Genomic DNA, 14,761 nt, shown 5'->3' with positions numbered 1-14,761 from the left:
GACTGAGTAGCCGAGATCACGGCGCATTCAACGTTTGCCCTAACGTGAAACTTAAAAAATTGCGGATGTATTCCTGCTGTTTACCGTGGGTCCTCGGGTCAAGCCCGAGGATGACGGAGAAAAGGGGCTTGAGGTAAAGTAAGGCAGCCTAATCCCCTTTTCATCCACAGGTACTTTACGCCGGTCACAACTCTGATTAAAAGTCCGCTCGCCGGAGCCGTTCCGGTTACCAAACACCACCCGCAACCGTTGGCGGGACTGGATAGGAGCAACATGATGTCACAGACAGTTTCCAAAACTGTATCCATGCAATTCCCCGATGGCTCGACGCGCGAATATGACGCTGCCATATCTGGTGCGGAACTTGCTGAATCAATCTCGAAATCCCTTGCCAAGAAGGCAGTCGCCTATGCGGTTGATGGCGTTGTGCGCGATCTTTCCGACCCGCTGCTGGCTTCCGGCAGCATTGAAATCCTGACCCGCGATGATCCGCGTGCGCTTGAGCTGATCCGGCACGACTGTGCCCACGTTCTGGCCGAAGCCGTGCAGGAACTGTTTCCGGGCACACAGGTCACCATTGGTCCGGTGATCGAAAACGGATTTTACTACGATTTTGCCAAGAACGAGCCCTTCACGCCCGATGACCTGCCTGTCATCGAGAAGAAGATGCGCGAGATTATTGGCCGCAACAAGCCATTCACCAAGGAAATCTGGTCACGCGAAAAGGCTCGGAAAGTCTTTGCCGACAAGGGCGAGGCTTACAAGGTTGAGCTTGTCGATGCCATTCCTGAAAATCAGGACCTGAAGATTTATGCGCAGGGCGACTGGTATGACCTTTGCCGTGGCCCGCATATGGCCTCGACGGGGCAGGTCGGCAATGCCTTCAAGCTGATGAAAGTGGCCGGTGCTTATTGGCGCGGCGATAGCAACAATCCGATGCTCAGCCGCATTTACGGCACGGCCTTCGCAACCGATGCGGAATTGCAGTCCTATCTGCATGTGCTTGAGGAAGCCGAGAAGCGCGATCACCGCAAGCTTGGCCGTGAGATGGACCTGTTCCATTTCCAGGAAGAAGGCCCCGGTGTTGTGTTCTGGCACGCCAAGGGCTGGCGCATGTTCCAGACGCTGGTCAGCTATATGCGCCGCCGTCTCGATGGCGTCTATCAGGAGGTCAACGCACCGCAGGTCCTCGACAAATCCCTGTGGGAGACGTCGGGTCACTGGGGCTGGTATCGCGACAACATGTTCAAGGTGACGGTTGCCGGCGACGAAACCGATGATGAACGCATTTTTGCGCTCAAACCAATGAACTGCCCGGGTCATGTGCAAATCTTCAAGCATGGCTTGAAGTCTTACCGTGACCTGCCTGTACGGCTTGCAGAATTCGGCAATGTACATCGTTATGAACCATCGGGCGCCCTGCATGGCCTGATGCGCGTGCGTGGCTTCACACAGGACGACGCGCATGTTTTCTGCACGGACGAACAGATGGCGGCCGAATGCCTGCGCATCAATGATCTGATCCTGTCGGTCTACAAGGATTTTGGCTTCGATGAGATCACCATCAAGCTTTCGACACGTCCCGAAAAGCGTGTCGGTTCGGACGCGCTCTGGGATCGCGCCGAAGAGGTCATGATGGGCGTTCTGGAGCAGATCCAGCAGCAGTCGAGCGATATCAAAACCGGCATTCTGCCGGGCGAGGGTGCCTTCTACGGCCCCAAGTTCGAATACACGCTGAAGGACGCCATTGGCCGCGAGTGGCAATGCGGAACGACACAGGTGGATTTCAATCTGCCTGAGCGTTTTGGTGCGTTCTACATCGACTCGACCTCGGAAAAGAAACAGCCGGTGATGATCCACCGTGCCATCTGTGGCTCGATGGAACGTTTCCTCGGCATTCTCATCGAGAACTTTGCCGGTCATCTGCCGCTGTGGTTTGCGCCGGTGCAAGTCGTGGTTGCCACAATCACCACGGAAGCGGACGATTACGGCAGGCAGGTCGCCAAGGAACTGAAAGCTGCTGGTCTTCAGGTCATCACGGATTTCCGCAACGAGAAGATCAACTACAAGGTGCGCGAGCACTCCTTGCAGAAAGTGCCGGTCATTCTCGTCTGCGGCATGCGTGAGGCGGAAGAGCGCACGGTCAACATGCGCCGTCTTGGCTCGCAGAATCAGGTTTCACTCAGCCTTGACGACGCCCTTAAGCAGCTCAGCCATGAAGCAACGCCGCCCGATCTTTTGCGTCTGGCCGCCGAGTAATCCCGAAACACTTTATGACAGCGTGGTGAATTTCATCACGCTGTCATGGAATGGCGTGATTATTCAGCCGATTCACTATTTGCCGGGATGCAAACGTGCAGTTCAGAGAACTCTCCTACGCCAACGACACCCAGTCACGCGCAACGCAATGGCTGATCCGTTCGATTGAAGGTCTGTCGGGCCGCGATCATTATGTGCGGCTCTACAATGCGTGGCGCACGGATATTGTCCCTGTTGGTATCGATGTGTTCTGCCGCATGATGGACCTGATCAACATCAAACTCGATGTTCAGGATCAATGGCCGCCGCAGCATTTGCCTGAAACACCGCTGGTGATCGTTGCCAACCATCCTTTCGGGATTGGCGATGGCATTGCCGCCCTGGCATTGGCCGAACAGCTCGGGCGTCCGTTCCGGGTACTCATCAATAATGACCTGATGAAAGTGCCGGAAATCCGTCCCTATGCGCTGCCTGTCTGTTTTGACGAGACCAAGGAAGCCATGGCGATGAATATGGCGACACGTCACGAAGCCGTGCGCCTGTTGAAAGAGGGCGTCACCATTGTTGTCTTCCCGGCGGGCGGCGTTGCGACAGCGCGCAAGGGCTTTGGCCGGGCGGAAGACCTTCCATGGAAGATTTTCCCGGCAAAGCTGGTGCAGCAGGCCAAGGCCTCGGTCATTCCTGTATATTTCGGTGGACAGAATGGTCGCTTCTTCCATCTTGCCAGCAAGATTTCCATGACCCTGCGTATTTCGCTGCTTATCCGGGAATTCCGTAAACTGTCGGGGAAGGCCATCAATGTGCGCATTGGCCGAACCATGGACTGGTCGGAACTTGCCCCATTGGTCGATCGTAAAGCTTTGCTGGATTATATGTATGGCGCGGTGTTTTCGCTTGATCCGGCCAAGTCCCGCTAGGCATTAATCCAGCGGTTCGTCGCCGCCAACAGGTTGATTGGCTGTGGACGCCGCACTGGCGCCACCTGTTGCCAGCACTTCAACATCCTGATTGCGCCCGGCAACGACCTTGAAATCGCGCTGGTAAATCTTGTCCTTGTTCTTGGCGATGATGATGTATTCGCCTTCCGCCAGAACAATGGATGCAAAAGCGCCCACGCTTTCACGCACAATATCGCCTGAGGTCGTCAGTACAGACCAGGCCGTATCCGCAAGTGCTTCACCGCCGTTTTCACGTACCAGTTTCATGGTCAGCTGCGCCGCGCGGTGTTCCACATTGGCTTCGGTGATCTTGCCCGCTTCGACGCGAATATCCGCACGGATGACCGCATTGGCTGTGCCGTAATTGGAAACGATCTGATAGGTCCCGGCATTGAGCCGCACAACGCTTTCCGGCTTGACGTCGGGGATGATCAGCGCGCGCTCGCCCGTTGCATCTTCATGATCTTCATAGATCGAGAAGCGCAGCTGGTCCTGCGGAATACGCCCGCCACCTGAGAGAACGGCATTCAGCTTAACCCCGCCCGCATCAAGAATCATCGTCTCGTTGCGCTTGGCGCGCGTCATGGTGATGCGTTTTGTGGCGCCCGCCCGTCCGAATGCCACATGCACGAGATAGCTGCCGGGTGCCAGATTGAACGAGGTTGTGCCGCCCTTCGAAGTTGCAAGAAGTTGCAACTTGCCGTCGGGATCAGGTTCCGGTGAGAATACGCGCCAGACAAGGCCGCGCCCGATATTTTCGCCATTTTCCGCAAGCTTTGCCGACAGAACCAGTTCCGGCTCATTGGCAATAGGGTTGTTGGCTGGCGCTTTCGGATTGGCATATTCATTGATGGCGGGAATCGTCGGTAGCTTTACTTCAGGCGCAAGCGACTGTGCCGATGCACTCCCGGCAAACAAGTTTGCCGGGGCAAGCAGGCTCACAGCCAGCGCCACAAGCAATTGCCTGTGTTTGCCGGAGCCAATGGCTGCTTGCTGATTGAAGAATTTGCCCATTCGCTGTTTTGATCTCAAGCGGGTGGCAATTTCAAGGCTTTTTCGCACGATCGTGACTTTACACAGGCGATGAAACCAAGACATTGTCCGCCCATTCGAAAAACAGGACCTGGTACATCATTCCATGGATCATTCTATGCCTTCTCCCATTATAGAGTTTTTGTCGCAGCGCAGCTCCACGCCCATCTCGGCCATTGGCCTTCCGGGCCCAAGCGATGCGGATATCGAAACCATGATCCGCATTGCCTCGCGCGTGCCCGATCACGGTCGGCTGACCCCTTGGCGCTTTGTGCTTTATCGTGGCGATGCCCGCGTTGAAGTCGGCAAATATCTGGCTGACCTTGCCGAAGAGCGGGAAGGGCCGCTAACCGAGCAGCGCCGCGAGCAGGAGCTGAAACGCTTTGCCCGCGCTCCGCTGGTCATCGGCGTGATCTTTTCCAAGGTGGATCATCATATTCCTGAATGGGAACAGTTCCTGTCCTCGGGCGCAGCGGCAATGAACCTTGTTCATGCGGCCAATGGCCTTGGCTATGCCACCAACTGGATCAGCAACTGGTATTCCTCCGATGAAAAGGGCCGCGCCTTGCTGGGCCTTGCACCACACGAACGGGTTGCCGGTTTTGTCCATATTGGCACCTGCGATACAAAAGTGCCGGAGCGCCCGCGCCCTGATGTGAAGGACATCCTGTCGGAATATTCCGGGCCTTGGAAGGGCTGAGCATCAATGTTCTACAAATATGATGATGGCCATGGCCTGCCGCACGATCCGCTAAAGGCCATTGTTGCACCGCGTCCTATCGGTTGGATATCAAGCCGCTCAGTTGATGGCAGGGTTAATCTGGCGCCTTACTCCTTCTTCAACATGATCAGCACCAAACCGTGCCTGATCATGTTTTCCTCGGAAGGACGCAAGGACAGTGTGACCTTCATTGAGGAAACACGCGAATTTGCCGCCAATCTGGTCAGCGCCAACCTGTCTGTTGCCATGAACAAGACATCGGTGAATGCCCCGCGCGGTATCAGCGAATTTGAATATGCCGGGCTTCATGCCGCCGATTGCAATCTCATCGGCGCGCCGCGTGTGGCCGAGGCTTTTGCAACGCTGGAATGCGTTGTGACCGATATCCAGCATCCGAAGGATCGGCACGGCAATCCGGTTCAAGCAATCATGGTCACGGGTGAAGTGGTCGGTGTGCATATCAACGAGGCAATTCTCAAAGATGGTCTTGTCGATATGACCAAGGCCCAGCCGGTCTCCCGCCTCGGCTATATGGATTTCGCCACGGTATCAGAGACATTTCAGATGTACCGCCCGAAATGGGAGGAGTGATGTAATTTCACCCCCCTCTGTCCTGTCGGACATCTCCCCCACAAGGGGGGAGATCAGCCTTCAATACGGTCTTTGCACAATCTGCAACGCTTCCGGTTGTGCAAAGGCGTTGATGTCAATGTGATCTCCCCCCTTGTGGGGGAGATGTCCGACAGGACAGAGGGGGGTGAGCACCTGCGTGGTTCGTGGTTCGACAAGCTCACCATGAGGGAGAGTGGGGATGAAGGGGCGTGATATTCTGCAAACTCTGTGATGGGCCGCAACGTTGGACATTATCGTTGCATCACCCATCTGCCTCATGGTGAGCTTGTCGAACCACGAACCACGAACCACCCGCAACAGTCCTGCAATCTTGTTGTCTAACCACCCACCCGTGCCATCAACCGCTCCGCTCTTCTCAAATGCGGGCGATCGAACATCAGGCCGTCGATGCCGATAACACCGGCAGTGGGATCATCGGCAAATGCCTGAATGATTTTTTGCGCATGGGCGACCGCGTCAATGGATGGCGTAAACACCTCGTTGATCACGGGCACTTGTGCCGGATGAATGGCGAGTTTTGCGGTAAATCCATCCCGTTCGGCTTCCGCACATTCGCGCGCAAGACCTTCATCGTCCCGGTAATTGATATAAACAGTATCAATCGCAGCGACATCGGCGGCGGAAGCACCCAGAACTGTCAGCGCACGGGCCAATCGAAACACATCCGTATAGCGCCCATTATCATCACGCACCGCACGTGCACCGATCACGGCGGACAAATCTTCCGCACCCCAGCTCAAACCAATCAGCCGCGACGAGGCATCGGGATAGGTGGCTGTCGATAACGTGCCAAGCGCGGTTTCGGTGATAATCGCAAGTATTTGCGTCGAGCCTTCTGCCGCGCCTGCATGAGCTTCATGCACGTTCAATTTGGCTGAAAGGCGCGTCACATCCTTGCCGCTGTTGGATTTGGGCAGAAGAATGCCGTGAGGAAGCGACGGCATCACCGCATCGAGATCCGCATCGGCCAAGCCGCTGGAAAGATCATTGATCCGCACAAACAGACGCGGCGCGTCTTTATCGCGGTGGGATTTCAGAAAATCCGCAGCGATCTGCCGGGCTGCATCCTTGCGCTCGGCACTGACCGAATCCTCAAGATCGATCAGCAGCACATCCGCACCACTGGTCAGACCCTTTTCCAGTTTCTTTTCCGAATCGCCCGGAACAAACAGCAGCGAGCGCATCAGGCAGCACTCTTGGATTTCATCATCGCCTGACGCGTGCATTTGGCAACAAGAACGCCGTTCTGGTTGTAGGCGCGATGCTCAAACTCGACAATGCCGCGATCCGGCTTGGATTTGGAGGGCCGTGTTGACAGAACAGATGTTTCCACCCGCACCGTATCGCCATGGAACAGCGGGGAAGGGAAGGTCACGTCGGTCATACCAAGATTGGCAATGGTGGTGCCGATAGTGGTGTCATTGACCGAAATACCGATCATCAGCCCCAGCGTGAACAGGGAATTGACCAGCGGCTTGCCCCATTCGGTCTTGGCGGCAAAGTCAAAATCAATATGCAGCGGCTGTGTATTCAGGGTCATAACCGAAAACAGCATATTGTCGCTTTCGGTGATGGTCTTGCGCAGGCTGTGATTGAAGACGTGCCCGACTTCGAATTCTTCCAGATATAGTCCGGCCATTTGTCTGGCGTCTCCTCGATGCGAATTTTTGCAAAAGATTAGGGCGGCTTTACCGGCTTCGCAACGGGCCGGAGAAAACTTCTCTCAGGACGTCAATTGAGTATGGTTAATCGATATGGTGAACCGATCGTAAACCTTTTGCCATTAGCCTCCGTCTTAATAAAAAGCTTGGGGTTTAACAGTTCATGACAATACAGCATTATCTGGCAATGGTCGGACATGCTGCGGCGGCACAACGTTGCCACGCTGCAGGGGCTCTGGCTCATATCTATCTTGAAACTGGCCGTGCCTTTGAAGACCGCTGTGCGGCGGAAGCCGCCTTGACGCTGCTGCTTGATGATCCCTCGCCAAAGGTGCGCCTTGCACTGGCGGAAGCGTTTTCAACCAGCGCACATGCACCTGTTCATATCGTTGCCAGCCTTGCCCGCGACCAGATCGAAATCGCTGCCTATATGCTCGCAAGGTCCACGGTGCTGACCGATATTGACCTGATCGACTGCATCGCCGGTGGCTGCGGCGAAACCCAGAAGGTGATTGCGGGCAGGGCGAAGGTTTCCTTCGCTGTCAGTGCGGCTCTTATCGAGATTGCCGAGCCAGTCGCAATGCTTGCGCTGCTCGCCAATACCCGCGCCCAGATCGCCGATATCAGTTTTCGTCGCCTGATCGAGCGCTTTGGCCATGTGGCCGATATCCGTGCGCTTCTGGCAGATGATAATAGATTGCCAGCCGATTGCCGCCATGCGCTGGCGCTGAAAGTTGCTGAAGCCTTGTGCCGGATGGATATCGTCATGGCGCTGATGGGCGAGCGCCGGGCAAAGCGCATTACCAGTGAAGCCTGCGTAAAGGCGTCGATCAGCCTCGTGGCCGCAACGCCTCCGGAGCAATATCCGGCACTGATTGAACATTTGCAGCTGCGTGGTGATCTGACCACCGCCTTCGTCATCCGCATTGTCGCCTCGGGCAAGATCGATTTCTTTGGCGCTATTCTGGTTTCATTGTCCGGCCATACCCTTTCACGGGTGCGCAACCTTTTGATTGATGGCCGCGATGCGGCACTTGGCGCGTTGTTCACCGCCGCTGGCCTGCCTGACAGCACCCATCAACCGCTGCGCATTGCGCTTCATGCCTGGCGTGATGTTGCCAATGGCAAGCTGGCGATTGGACCACAGGAAGTCACCCGCCGCATGATGGAGCATCTTGTGCCTGAGAATCATGGTCTATCGGGGGATTTCACTGTCGCTAACGATGATATGCAGTCCCTGCTGCGCAAGATCTATCTGGAGGCGATTCGAGAGAATGCGCGGGATCATGCGCTGGCGATGGCTGCTGCCTGAGCCCTGTTTTCATGGTTGAGCGCGCATTTGATTACAAAATCAGATGCCCGGATGAACGAATGAATACGCGGCTCGCGTATTCTGGGATGCAATATTGCTTTTTTGCGATAGGCTGAGCGAAAACAAAACCACCGTTCGTCCGGAACAAGTATTTATTTCAGATGGTTATATCCGGATGTTACCAATTTTCTGCAGCTCTGGGAGGAGAGGGCGGAATAATAAGACAGTATTACTGACCTAATATTTCATGTTAGACTGCGTGGAAAATCGCCTGACTGGGAGGTCTGCTGAATGTCTGATGATTCCCTTAGTGAATTTGGTCCACTAAGCCTGCACGTGCCTGAGCCGGCCGTGCGCCCCGGCGGCGAGCCGGATTTTTCCAATGTGAATATTCCTGAAGCAGGTTCGGTGCGCCGCCCGCCCGTTGATGCCAATCCGGAAGAAATCCGCGATCTGGCCTTTTCCATCATTCGTGTTTTGAACCGGGATGGCGAAGCGGTTGGTCCTTGGGCTGGCGAGCTTTCGGACGAGCAACTGGTTGAAGGTCTGCGCCATATGATGACGCTGCGCACATTCGATGCGCGCATGCAGATCGCACAGCGGCAGGGCAAAACCTCGTTCTATATGCAGCATCTGGGTGAAGAAGCCGTCAGCTGCGCCTTCCGCAAGGCGCTCGCACCGGGTGATATGAATTTCCCGACCTATCGGCAGGCCGGTCTCCTGATCGCGAATGATTATCCGATGGTCGAAATGATGTGCCAGATCTATTCCAACGAGAAAGATCCGCTGAAAGGCCGCCAGCTGCCCATCATGTATTCCTCCAAGGAACATGGCTTCTTCTCGATTTCAGGCAATCTGGCCACGCAATATATTCAGGCTGTTGGCTGGGCCATGGCATCGGCGATCAAGAATGACACGAAGATTGCTGCAGGCTGGATTGGCGATGGATCGACGGCAGAGTCGGATTTCCACGCTGCCCTCGTTTTCGCGTCCACCTACAAGGCGCCGGTTGTTCTGAACATCGTCAACAACCAGTGGGCGATTTCCACCTTCCAGGGCATTGCCCGTGGCGGTGCGGGTACGTTCGCTGCGCGCGGTCTTGGTTTCGGCATGCCCGCGTTGCGCGTTGACGGTAATGATTATCTTGCCGTCTTTGCCGTGGCCAAATGGGCGATTGAGCGGGCGAGACGCAATCTCGGGCCGACGGTTATCGAATATGTGACCTACCGCGCCGGTGCGCATTCCACCTCGGATGATCCTTCCGCCTACCGGCCAAAAACCGAATCCGATGCCTGGCCGCTGGGTGATCCGGTCATGCGCCTGAAGAACCATCTGATCGGTCGCGGTGTCTGGTCCGAAGAACGCCACACACAGGCCGAAGCTGAGATTCTCGACACTGTCATCACTGCCCAGAAGGAAGCTGAAAGCTTTGGAACATTGCATGCGGGTGGCAAGCCATCGGCGCGCGATATGTTCGAAGGGGTCTATGAGGAAATGCCGCCGCATCTGCGTCGACAGCGTCAGCAGGCGGGAGTTTGATCAATGCCGCGTAAAACAATGATTGAATCCATCCGCGATGCGATGGATGTGATGATGGAACGCGACGACAATGTGGTCGTGTTCGGCGAGGATGTCGGGTTTTTCGGCGGTGTTTTCCGCTGCACCCATGGTCTGCAGGCGAAATATGGCAAGACGCGCTGTTTCGATGCACCGATCAGCGAACTGGGTATCGTCGGTACGGCGATCGGTATGGCTGCCTATGGTTTGAAGCCATGCATCGAAATCCAGTTCGCCGATTACGTCTATCCGGCCTATGACCAGATCGTATCGGAGGCGGCGCGGCTGCGTTATCGCTCCAATGGCGGCTTTACCTGCCCGATTGTCATTCGCATGCCTGCCGGTGGTGGTATTTTCGGCGGACAGACGCACAGCCAGAGCCCGGAAGCACTGTTCACCCATGTATCGGGGCTCAAAGTGGTGGTGCCATCCAATCCGCATGACGCCAAGGGCCTGTTGATTGCAGCCCTTGAAGACCCCGATCCGGTCATCTTCCTTGAGCCAAAACGGCTCTACAACGGTCCTTTCGACGGCCATCATGATCGCCCGGTTACGCCGTGGTCGAAGCATGAGCTAGGTGAGGTTCCTGATGGCCACTACACGGTGCCGCTGGGCAAGGCCATCAAGCGCCGCGAAGGCAAAGAACTGACCGTCCTCACCTATGGCACCATGGTCTATGTCGCGCAAGCTGCCGCCGAGGAAACCGGTATCGACGCGGAGATCATCGATCTGCGCACGCTGTTGCCGCTCGATCTTGAAACCATCGTGGAATCAGTCGCCAAAACGGGCCGCTGCGTCATCGTGCATGAAGCAACGCTGACATCAGGCTTTGGCGCGGAACTGGCGGCACTCGTCCAGGAGCATTGTTTCTACAATCTTGAAGCACCGGTTGCGCGGGTCACGGGCTGGGATACGCCCTATCCGCATGCGCAGGAGTGGGATTATTTCCCCGGTCCCGCGCGCGTTGGCCGTGCATTCGTTGAAACGCTGGAAGGGTAGGAGCTGGCGATGGGTGAATATGTCATCAAGCTGCCGGATGTCGGTGAAGGCGTTGCAGAGGCCGAACTTGTCGAATGGCATGTAAGGGTCGGTGATCTCGTGCGCGAGGATATGGTCCTTGCCGCCGTCATGACCGACAAGGCAACCGTAGAAATTCCGTCACCCGTGGACGGCGAAATTATCTGGCTGGGCGGTGAGATCGGGCAGGTGATTGCCATCGGTTCGCCGATTATCCGCCTGAAGATCGAAGGCGAGGGCCATGCCCCGGCGCCGGAATCGGCGAAGCCTGCCGAGGCAGAACAGCCAAAGGCTGAACCCGTCAAGGCCGTGCCAAAGCCCGAGATCAAGGCCGAGAAGCCGGTTGAAAAACCCGCAGCTCCGGTTGTTCACACACCCTTGGCTGCGCCTGTGACCATCGGCGCACCGCGTGCCGAGGGCGACAAGGCACTTGCTTCACCGGCCGTGCGCCTGCGGGCCCGAGATGCGGGTGTTGACCTCAGGCAGGTGACCGGCACTGGTCCTGCCGAACGTATTACCCATGAGGATCTCGACACCTTCTTTGCCCGTGGCTCGCAAAAGCCTGTGGTCTCAGGTCTTGCACCCGATACATCGGTCAAGGAAATCAAGGTGGTGGGCCTGCGCCGCAAGATTGCGGAAAAAATGGCGATTGCCAAATCGCACATTCCACACATCACCTATGTCGAAGAAATCGACGTCACATCGCTGGAAGAGCTGCGTGCCTTGCTCAATGCCAAGAAGCGCGCCGACCAGCCAAAGCTGACGCTGCTGCCCTTCCTGATGCGTGCCATGGTGAAAGCCATTGCCGAACAGCCGCAGCTGAATGCGCTCTACGATGATGACGCCAATATCATTCATCAGCATGGCGGCGTGCATATTGGTATCGCTGCTCAGACACCTTCGGGTCTTGTAGTGCCCGTCGTTAAACATGCGGAAGCGCGTGATCTCTGGGGCTGTGCTGCCGAAGTCAATCTTCTGGCAGACGCTGCCAAAACAGGCACGGCAACGCGCGAGCAATTGACTGGCTCGACCATCACCATCACCTCGCTGGGCAGCATGGGCGGCATCGTCACCACGCCTGTCATCAACTATCCCGAGGTCGCCATTATCGGCGTCAACAAGATGATGACGCGGCCAATGTGGGACGGTGCGGCTTTTATCCCGCGCAAGATGATGAACCTGTCCTCAAGCTTCGATCATCGCGTCATCGATGGCTGGGACGCCGCTGTCTTTATTCAGCGGATCAAGACGCTGCTCGAAACACCAGCGCTGATTTTCGTGGAGGGTTGATCCGATGAAAGATATTTCCTGCAAGCTGCTGGTCATCGGCGCTGGTCCCGGCGGCTATGTCTGCGCCATTCGGGCCGGACAGCTCAATGTCGACACGGTGATTGTCGAGGCAGCAAAGGTTGGCGGTACATGCCTGCTTGTCGGCTGCATTCCCTCCAAGGCGCTGATCCACGCGGCGGATGAATTCGCAAAGGTCGCGCATTTCGCCGCAAAGCAGACGCCGCTTGGCATTTCCGTTACCGAACCCGCGATTGATTTTTCCAAAACGATCGCCTGGAAGGACGGCATTGTCAGCCGCCTGAACAATGGCGTTGCCGGGCTGCTCAAGAAAGCCAATGTCAAGATCGTCACGGGCAAGGCAAAATTCCGCGATGGCAAGACAATCGAGGTGGAAACGCTGACGGGCCAACAGATCATCCGCGCGGAAAATGTGGTGATTGCCACGGGATCAGCGCCGGTTGAAGTGCCGTCACTGCCCTTTGGCGGCAATGTCATTTCCTCGACCGAAGCGCTGTCACTGCCTGAGATTCCTGAAAATCTCGTGGTTGTCGGTGGTGGTTATATCGGACTTGAACTCGGCACTGCCTATGCAAAGCTTGGCTCCAAGGTGACTGTGGTCGAAGCACAGTCAAAAGTTCTGCCGCAATATGATGCGGAACTGACCCGTCCGGTGGTCAAACACCTGAACGAGCTTGGCATCACCGTATTAACGGGTGTGAAGGCCAAGGGCGTTGCCACCAAGGGCGATGCACTGCTCATTGAAACGGCTGATGGCAAGGATGAAAAAATTCCTGCCGACAAGATACTCGTCACCGTTGGCCGTAAGCCTGTTACGTCGGGCTGGGGACTGGAAGAGATCGACCTCGATATGGATGGCCGGTTTGTCCGCATTGATGACAAATGCCGCACATCCATGCGGGGCGTCTATGCCATTGGCGATGTCACCGGCGAGCCCATGCTCGCACACCGTGCCATGGCGCAGGGCGAGATGGTGGCGGAAATCGTTGCGGGCGAAAACCGCAGCTGGGACAAGCGCGCCATTGCTGCCGTCTGTTTCACTGACCCAGAGATTGTCACGGTAGGCCTGTCGCCGGATGAGGCGAAAGCCGCCGGGCATGAGATCAAGATCGGGCTCTTTCCTTTCGCCGCCAATGGCCGCGCCATGACCAAGGAAGGCGAGGAGGGGTTTGTGCGTGTGGTCGCCGCTTCAAGCAATCATCTGATACTCGGTATTCAGGCGGTGGGGCATGGGGTTTCCGAGCTTTCGGCTTCCTTTGCGCTCGCCATGGAAATGGGATCGCGTCTCGAAGACATTGCCGGGACAATCCACGCCCACCCGACACAGGGCGAGGGCTTTCAGGAAGCCGCCCTCAAGGCGCTGGGTCACGCGCTGCATATCTAATCAGATTTATTGCCGCATCAGGGCGCCAGTGATGGCGCCCTTTTTGTTTGTGGGTGGTTTGTGGTTCGCCCTTCGACAGGCTCAGGATGAGGGGTGCTAGATTCTGCGGCCTTTGTGATCTGCAATATGGGCGATTATCGTTGCATCCACACTCTCCCTCATGGTGAGCTTGTCGAACCACGAACCTCGCACCATGCATACGTATCGGTGGCGCTCACCCCCCTCTGTCCTGTCGGACATCTCCCCCACAAGGGGGAGATCAGCTGTCACTGCCGCCTTTGCACAATTTGCAACGTTTCCGGTTGTGCRAAGGCGYWRATGTCAATGTGATCTCCCCCCTTGTGGGGGAGATGTCCGACAGGACAGAGGGGGGTGAATACATTCTCAACATTGCAGTTGCAGAACACACCTCTCCCATTGCCACGCCCGCTTTTGCGTCTGGCTATTGATAAGGTGGGAAAGACGGGCGATCCAAAGGGGAACGCGGAAGTCTTGGTATTGGTAGTTTAATCAGTGCGTTTCCCAGAGATTTTCCTGTTTGAGACAAGAAACTCCCGGATCACCCGTCCCGATGACTGGTTTTACCCTTGTGAGATAAAACCGCTTCCCCTGCGGTTGGGTTCTTCCCGCAGATGAAATCACCGATCCTTTCCTGACTTCAGAAAGTTTCCGGAGCATTCCCGCCGGAAAGGACACCATCAGAATAAGCGAGCTGGGATGGTGTTGGATAAGTTGGCATGATTTTTCTTTGAAAAGATTGTTGCAGTAACATAGCGCGTGGTTCGACAAGCTCACCATGAGGGAGAGGGAGGGTTGCAAGGTGCTCTATTCTGCACCGGTTGGCGATTAGCATTGCAGCCAACACTCTCCCTCATCCTGAGCCTGTCGAAGGGCGCGACAATGGTTGTGCAACCCACCATCTCCCTCATGGTGTTATGT

Annotated in this window: 12 protein-coding genes; 9 read left to right on the top strand and 3 right to left on the bottom strand. The window is 56.2% G+C overall.

Going from position 1 to position 14,761, the window contains the following annotated elements; translation table 11 throughout:
• Positions 1-276: 276 nt before the first annotated feature.
• Both thrS and AB4Y96_RS20780 read left to right on the top strand, forming a co-directional pair.
• Positions 277-2,259 carry a threonine--tRNA ligase gene (gene thrS, locus AB4Y96_RS20785; protein WP_441919579.1) on the top strand — a complete coding sequence of 661 codons (1,983 nt, stop codon included), beginning with the start codon at positions 277-279 and terminating at the stop codon, positions 2,257-2,259.
• A 95-nt stretch (positions 2,260-2,354) separates the two neighbouring features.
• Positions 2,355-3,176 (top strand): lysophospholipid acyltransferase family protein, encoded by an 822-nt coding sequence (locus AB4Y96_RS20780; protein ID WP_441919577.1) that lies wholly within the window; start codon positions 2,355-2,357, stop codon positions 3,174-3,176.
• Positions 3,177-3,179: 3 nt separating this feature from the next.
• Here the strand turns inward: AB4Y96_RS20780 and AB4Y96_RS20775 are convergent, their stop codons facing one another.
• Positions 3,180-4,211, bottom strand: coding sequence for a hypothetical protein (locus AB4Y96_RS20775; RefSeq protein WP_441919575.1), 1,032 nt, complete (start codon positions 4,209-4,211; stop codon positions 3,180-3,182).
• Between the two features lie 136 nt (positions 4,212-4,347).
• On the opposite strand from AB4Y96_RS20775, the gene AB4Y96_RS20770 reads away from it, so the two are divergent.
• The gene (locus AB4Y96_RS20770; protein ID WP_441919574.1) at positions 4,348-4,929 is read left to right on the top strand and encodes a nitroreductase family protein; all 582 of its coding nucleotides are present in this window, start codon (positions 4,348-4,350) and stop codon (positions 4,927-4,929) included.
• A gap of 6 nt (positions 4,930-4,935) precedes the next feature.
• On the top strand, positions 4,936-5,541 hold the full coding sequence (locus AB4Y96_RS20765; RefSeq protein ID WP_441919572.1) for a flavin reductase family protein: 606 nt from the start codon (positions 4,936-4,938) through the stop codon (positions 5,539-5,541).
• Between the two features lie 359 nt (positions 5,542-5,900).
• Here AB4Y96_RS20765 and AB4Y96_RS20760 read toward each other — a convergent pair whose 3' ends face one another.
• Together AB4Y96_RS20760 and AB4Y96_RS20755 are read right to left on the bottom strand one after the other, a co-directional pair.
• Entirely contained in the window at positions 5,901-6,767 is an 867-nt protein-coding gene (locus AB4Y96_RS20760; RefSeq protein WP_441919571.1) for an HpcH/HpaI aldolase/citrate lyase family protein, read from the bottom strand.
• The gene (locus tag AB4Y96_RS20755) at positions 6,767-7,261 is read right to left on the bottom strand and encodes a MaoC family dehydratase (RefSeq protein WP_441919649.1); all 495 of its coding nucleotides are present in this window, start codon (positions 7,259-7,261) and stop codon (positions 6,767-6,769) included. Before AB4Y96_RS20755 ends, AB4Y96_RS20760 begins: the two co-directional genes overlap by 1 nt.
• A 146-nt stretch (positions 7,262-7,407) precedes the next feature.
• Here AB4Y96_RS20755 and AB4Y96_RS20750 point away from each other — a divergent pair, with 146 nt between their 5' ends.
• From AB4Y96_RS20750 to lpdA, 5 genes are all read left to right on the top strand, one after another.
• Positions 7,408-8,556, top strand: a complete 1,149-nt coding sequence (locus AB4Y96_RS20750) for a DUF2336 domain-containing protein (protein ID WP_091884696.1) — start codon at positions 7,408-7,410, stop codon at positions 8,554-8,556.
• Positions 8,557-8,847: 291 nt separating this feature from the next.
• Entirely contained in the window at positions 8,848-10,095 is a 1,248-nt protein-coding gene (locus AB4Y96_RS20745; RefSeq protein WP_091884694.1) for a 3-methyl-2-oxobutanoate dehydrogenase (2-methylpropanoyl-transferring) subunit alpha, read from the top strand.
• A gap of 3 nt (positions 10,096-10,098) precedes the next feature.
• Entirely contained in the window at positions 10,099-11,112 is a 1,014-nt protein-coding gene (locus AB4Y96_RS20740) for an alpha-ketoacid dehydrogenase subunit beta (RefSeq protein WP_091884692.1), read from the top strand.
• Positions 11,113-11,121: 9 nt separating this feature from the next.
• Positions 11,122-12,420 carry a dihydrolipoamide acetyltransferase family protein gene (locus AB4Y96_RS20735; RefSeq protein ID WP_441919569.1) on the top strand — a complete coding sequence of 433 codons (1,299 nt, stop codon included), beginning with the start codon at positions 11,122-11,124 and terminating at the stop codon, positions 12,418-12,420.
• A gap of 4 nt (positions 12,421-12,424) precedes the next feature.
• Entirely contained in the window at positions 12,425-13,822 is a 1,398-nt protein-coding gene (lpdA, locus tag AB4Y96_RS20730) for a dihydrolipoyl dehydrogenase (protein ID WP_441919567.1), read from the top strand.
• The last annotated feature ends 939 nt before the right edge of the window (positions 13,823-14,761 follow it).

The organism is Phyllobacterium sp. TAF24, from assembly GCF_052113785.1.
Taxonomy (GTDB): Bacteria; Pseudomonadota; Alphaproteobacteria; order Rhizobiales; family Rhizobiaceae; genus Phyllobacterium.
This window is presented reverse-complemented; position numbering and strand designations above follow the sequence as displayed.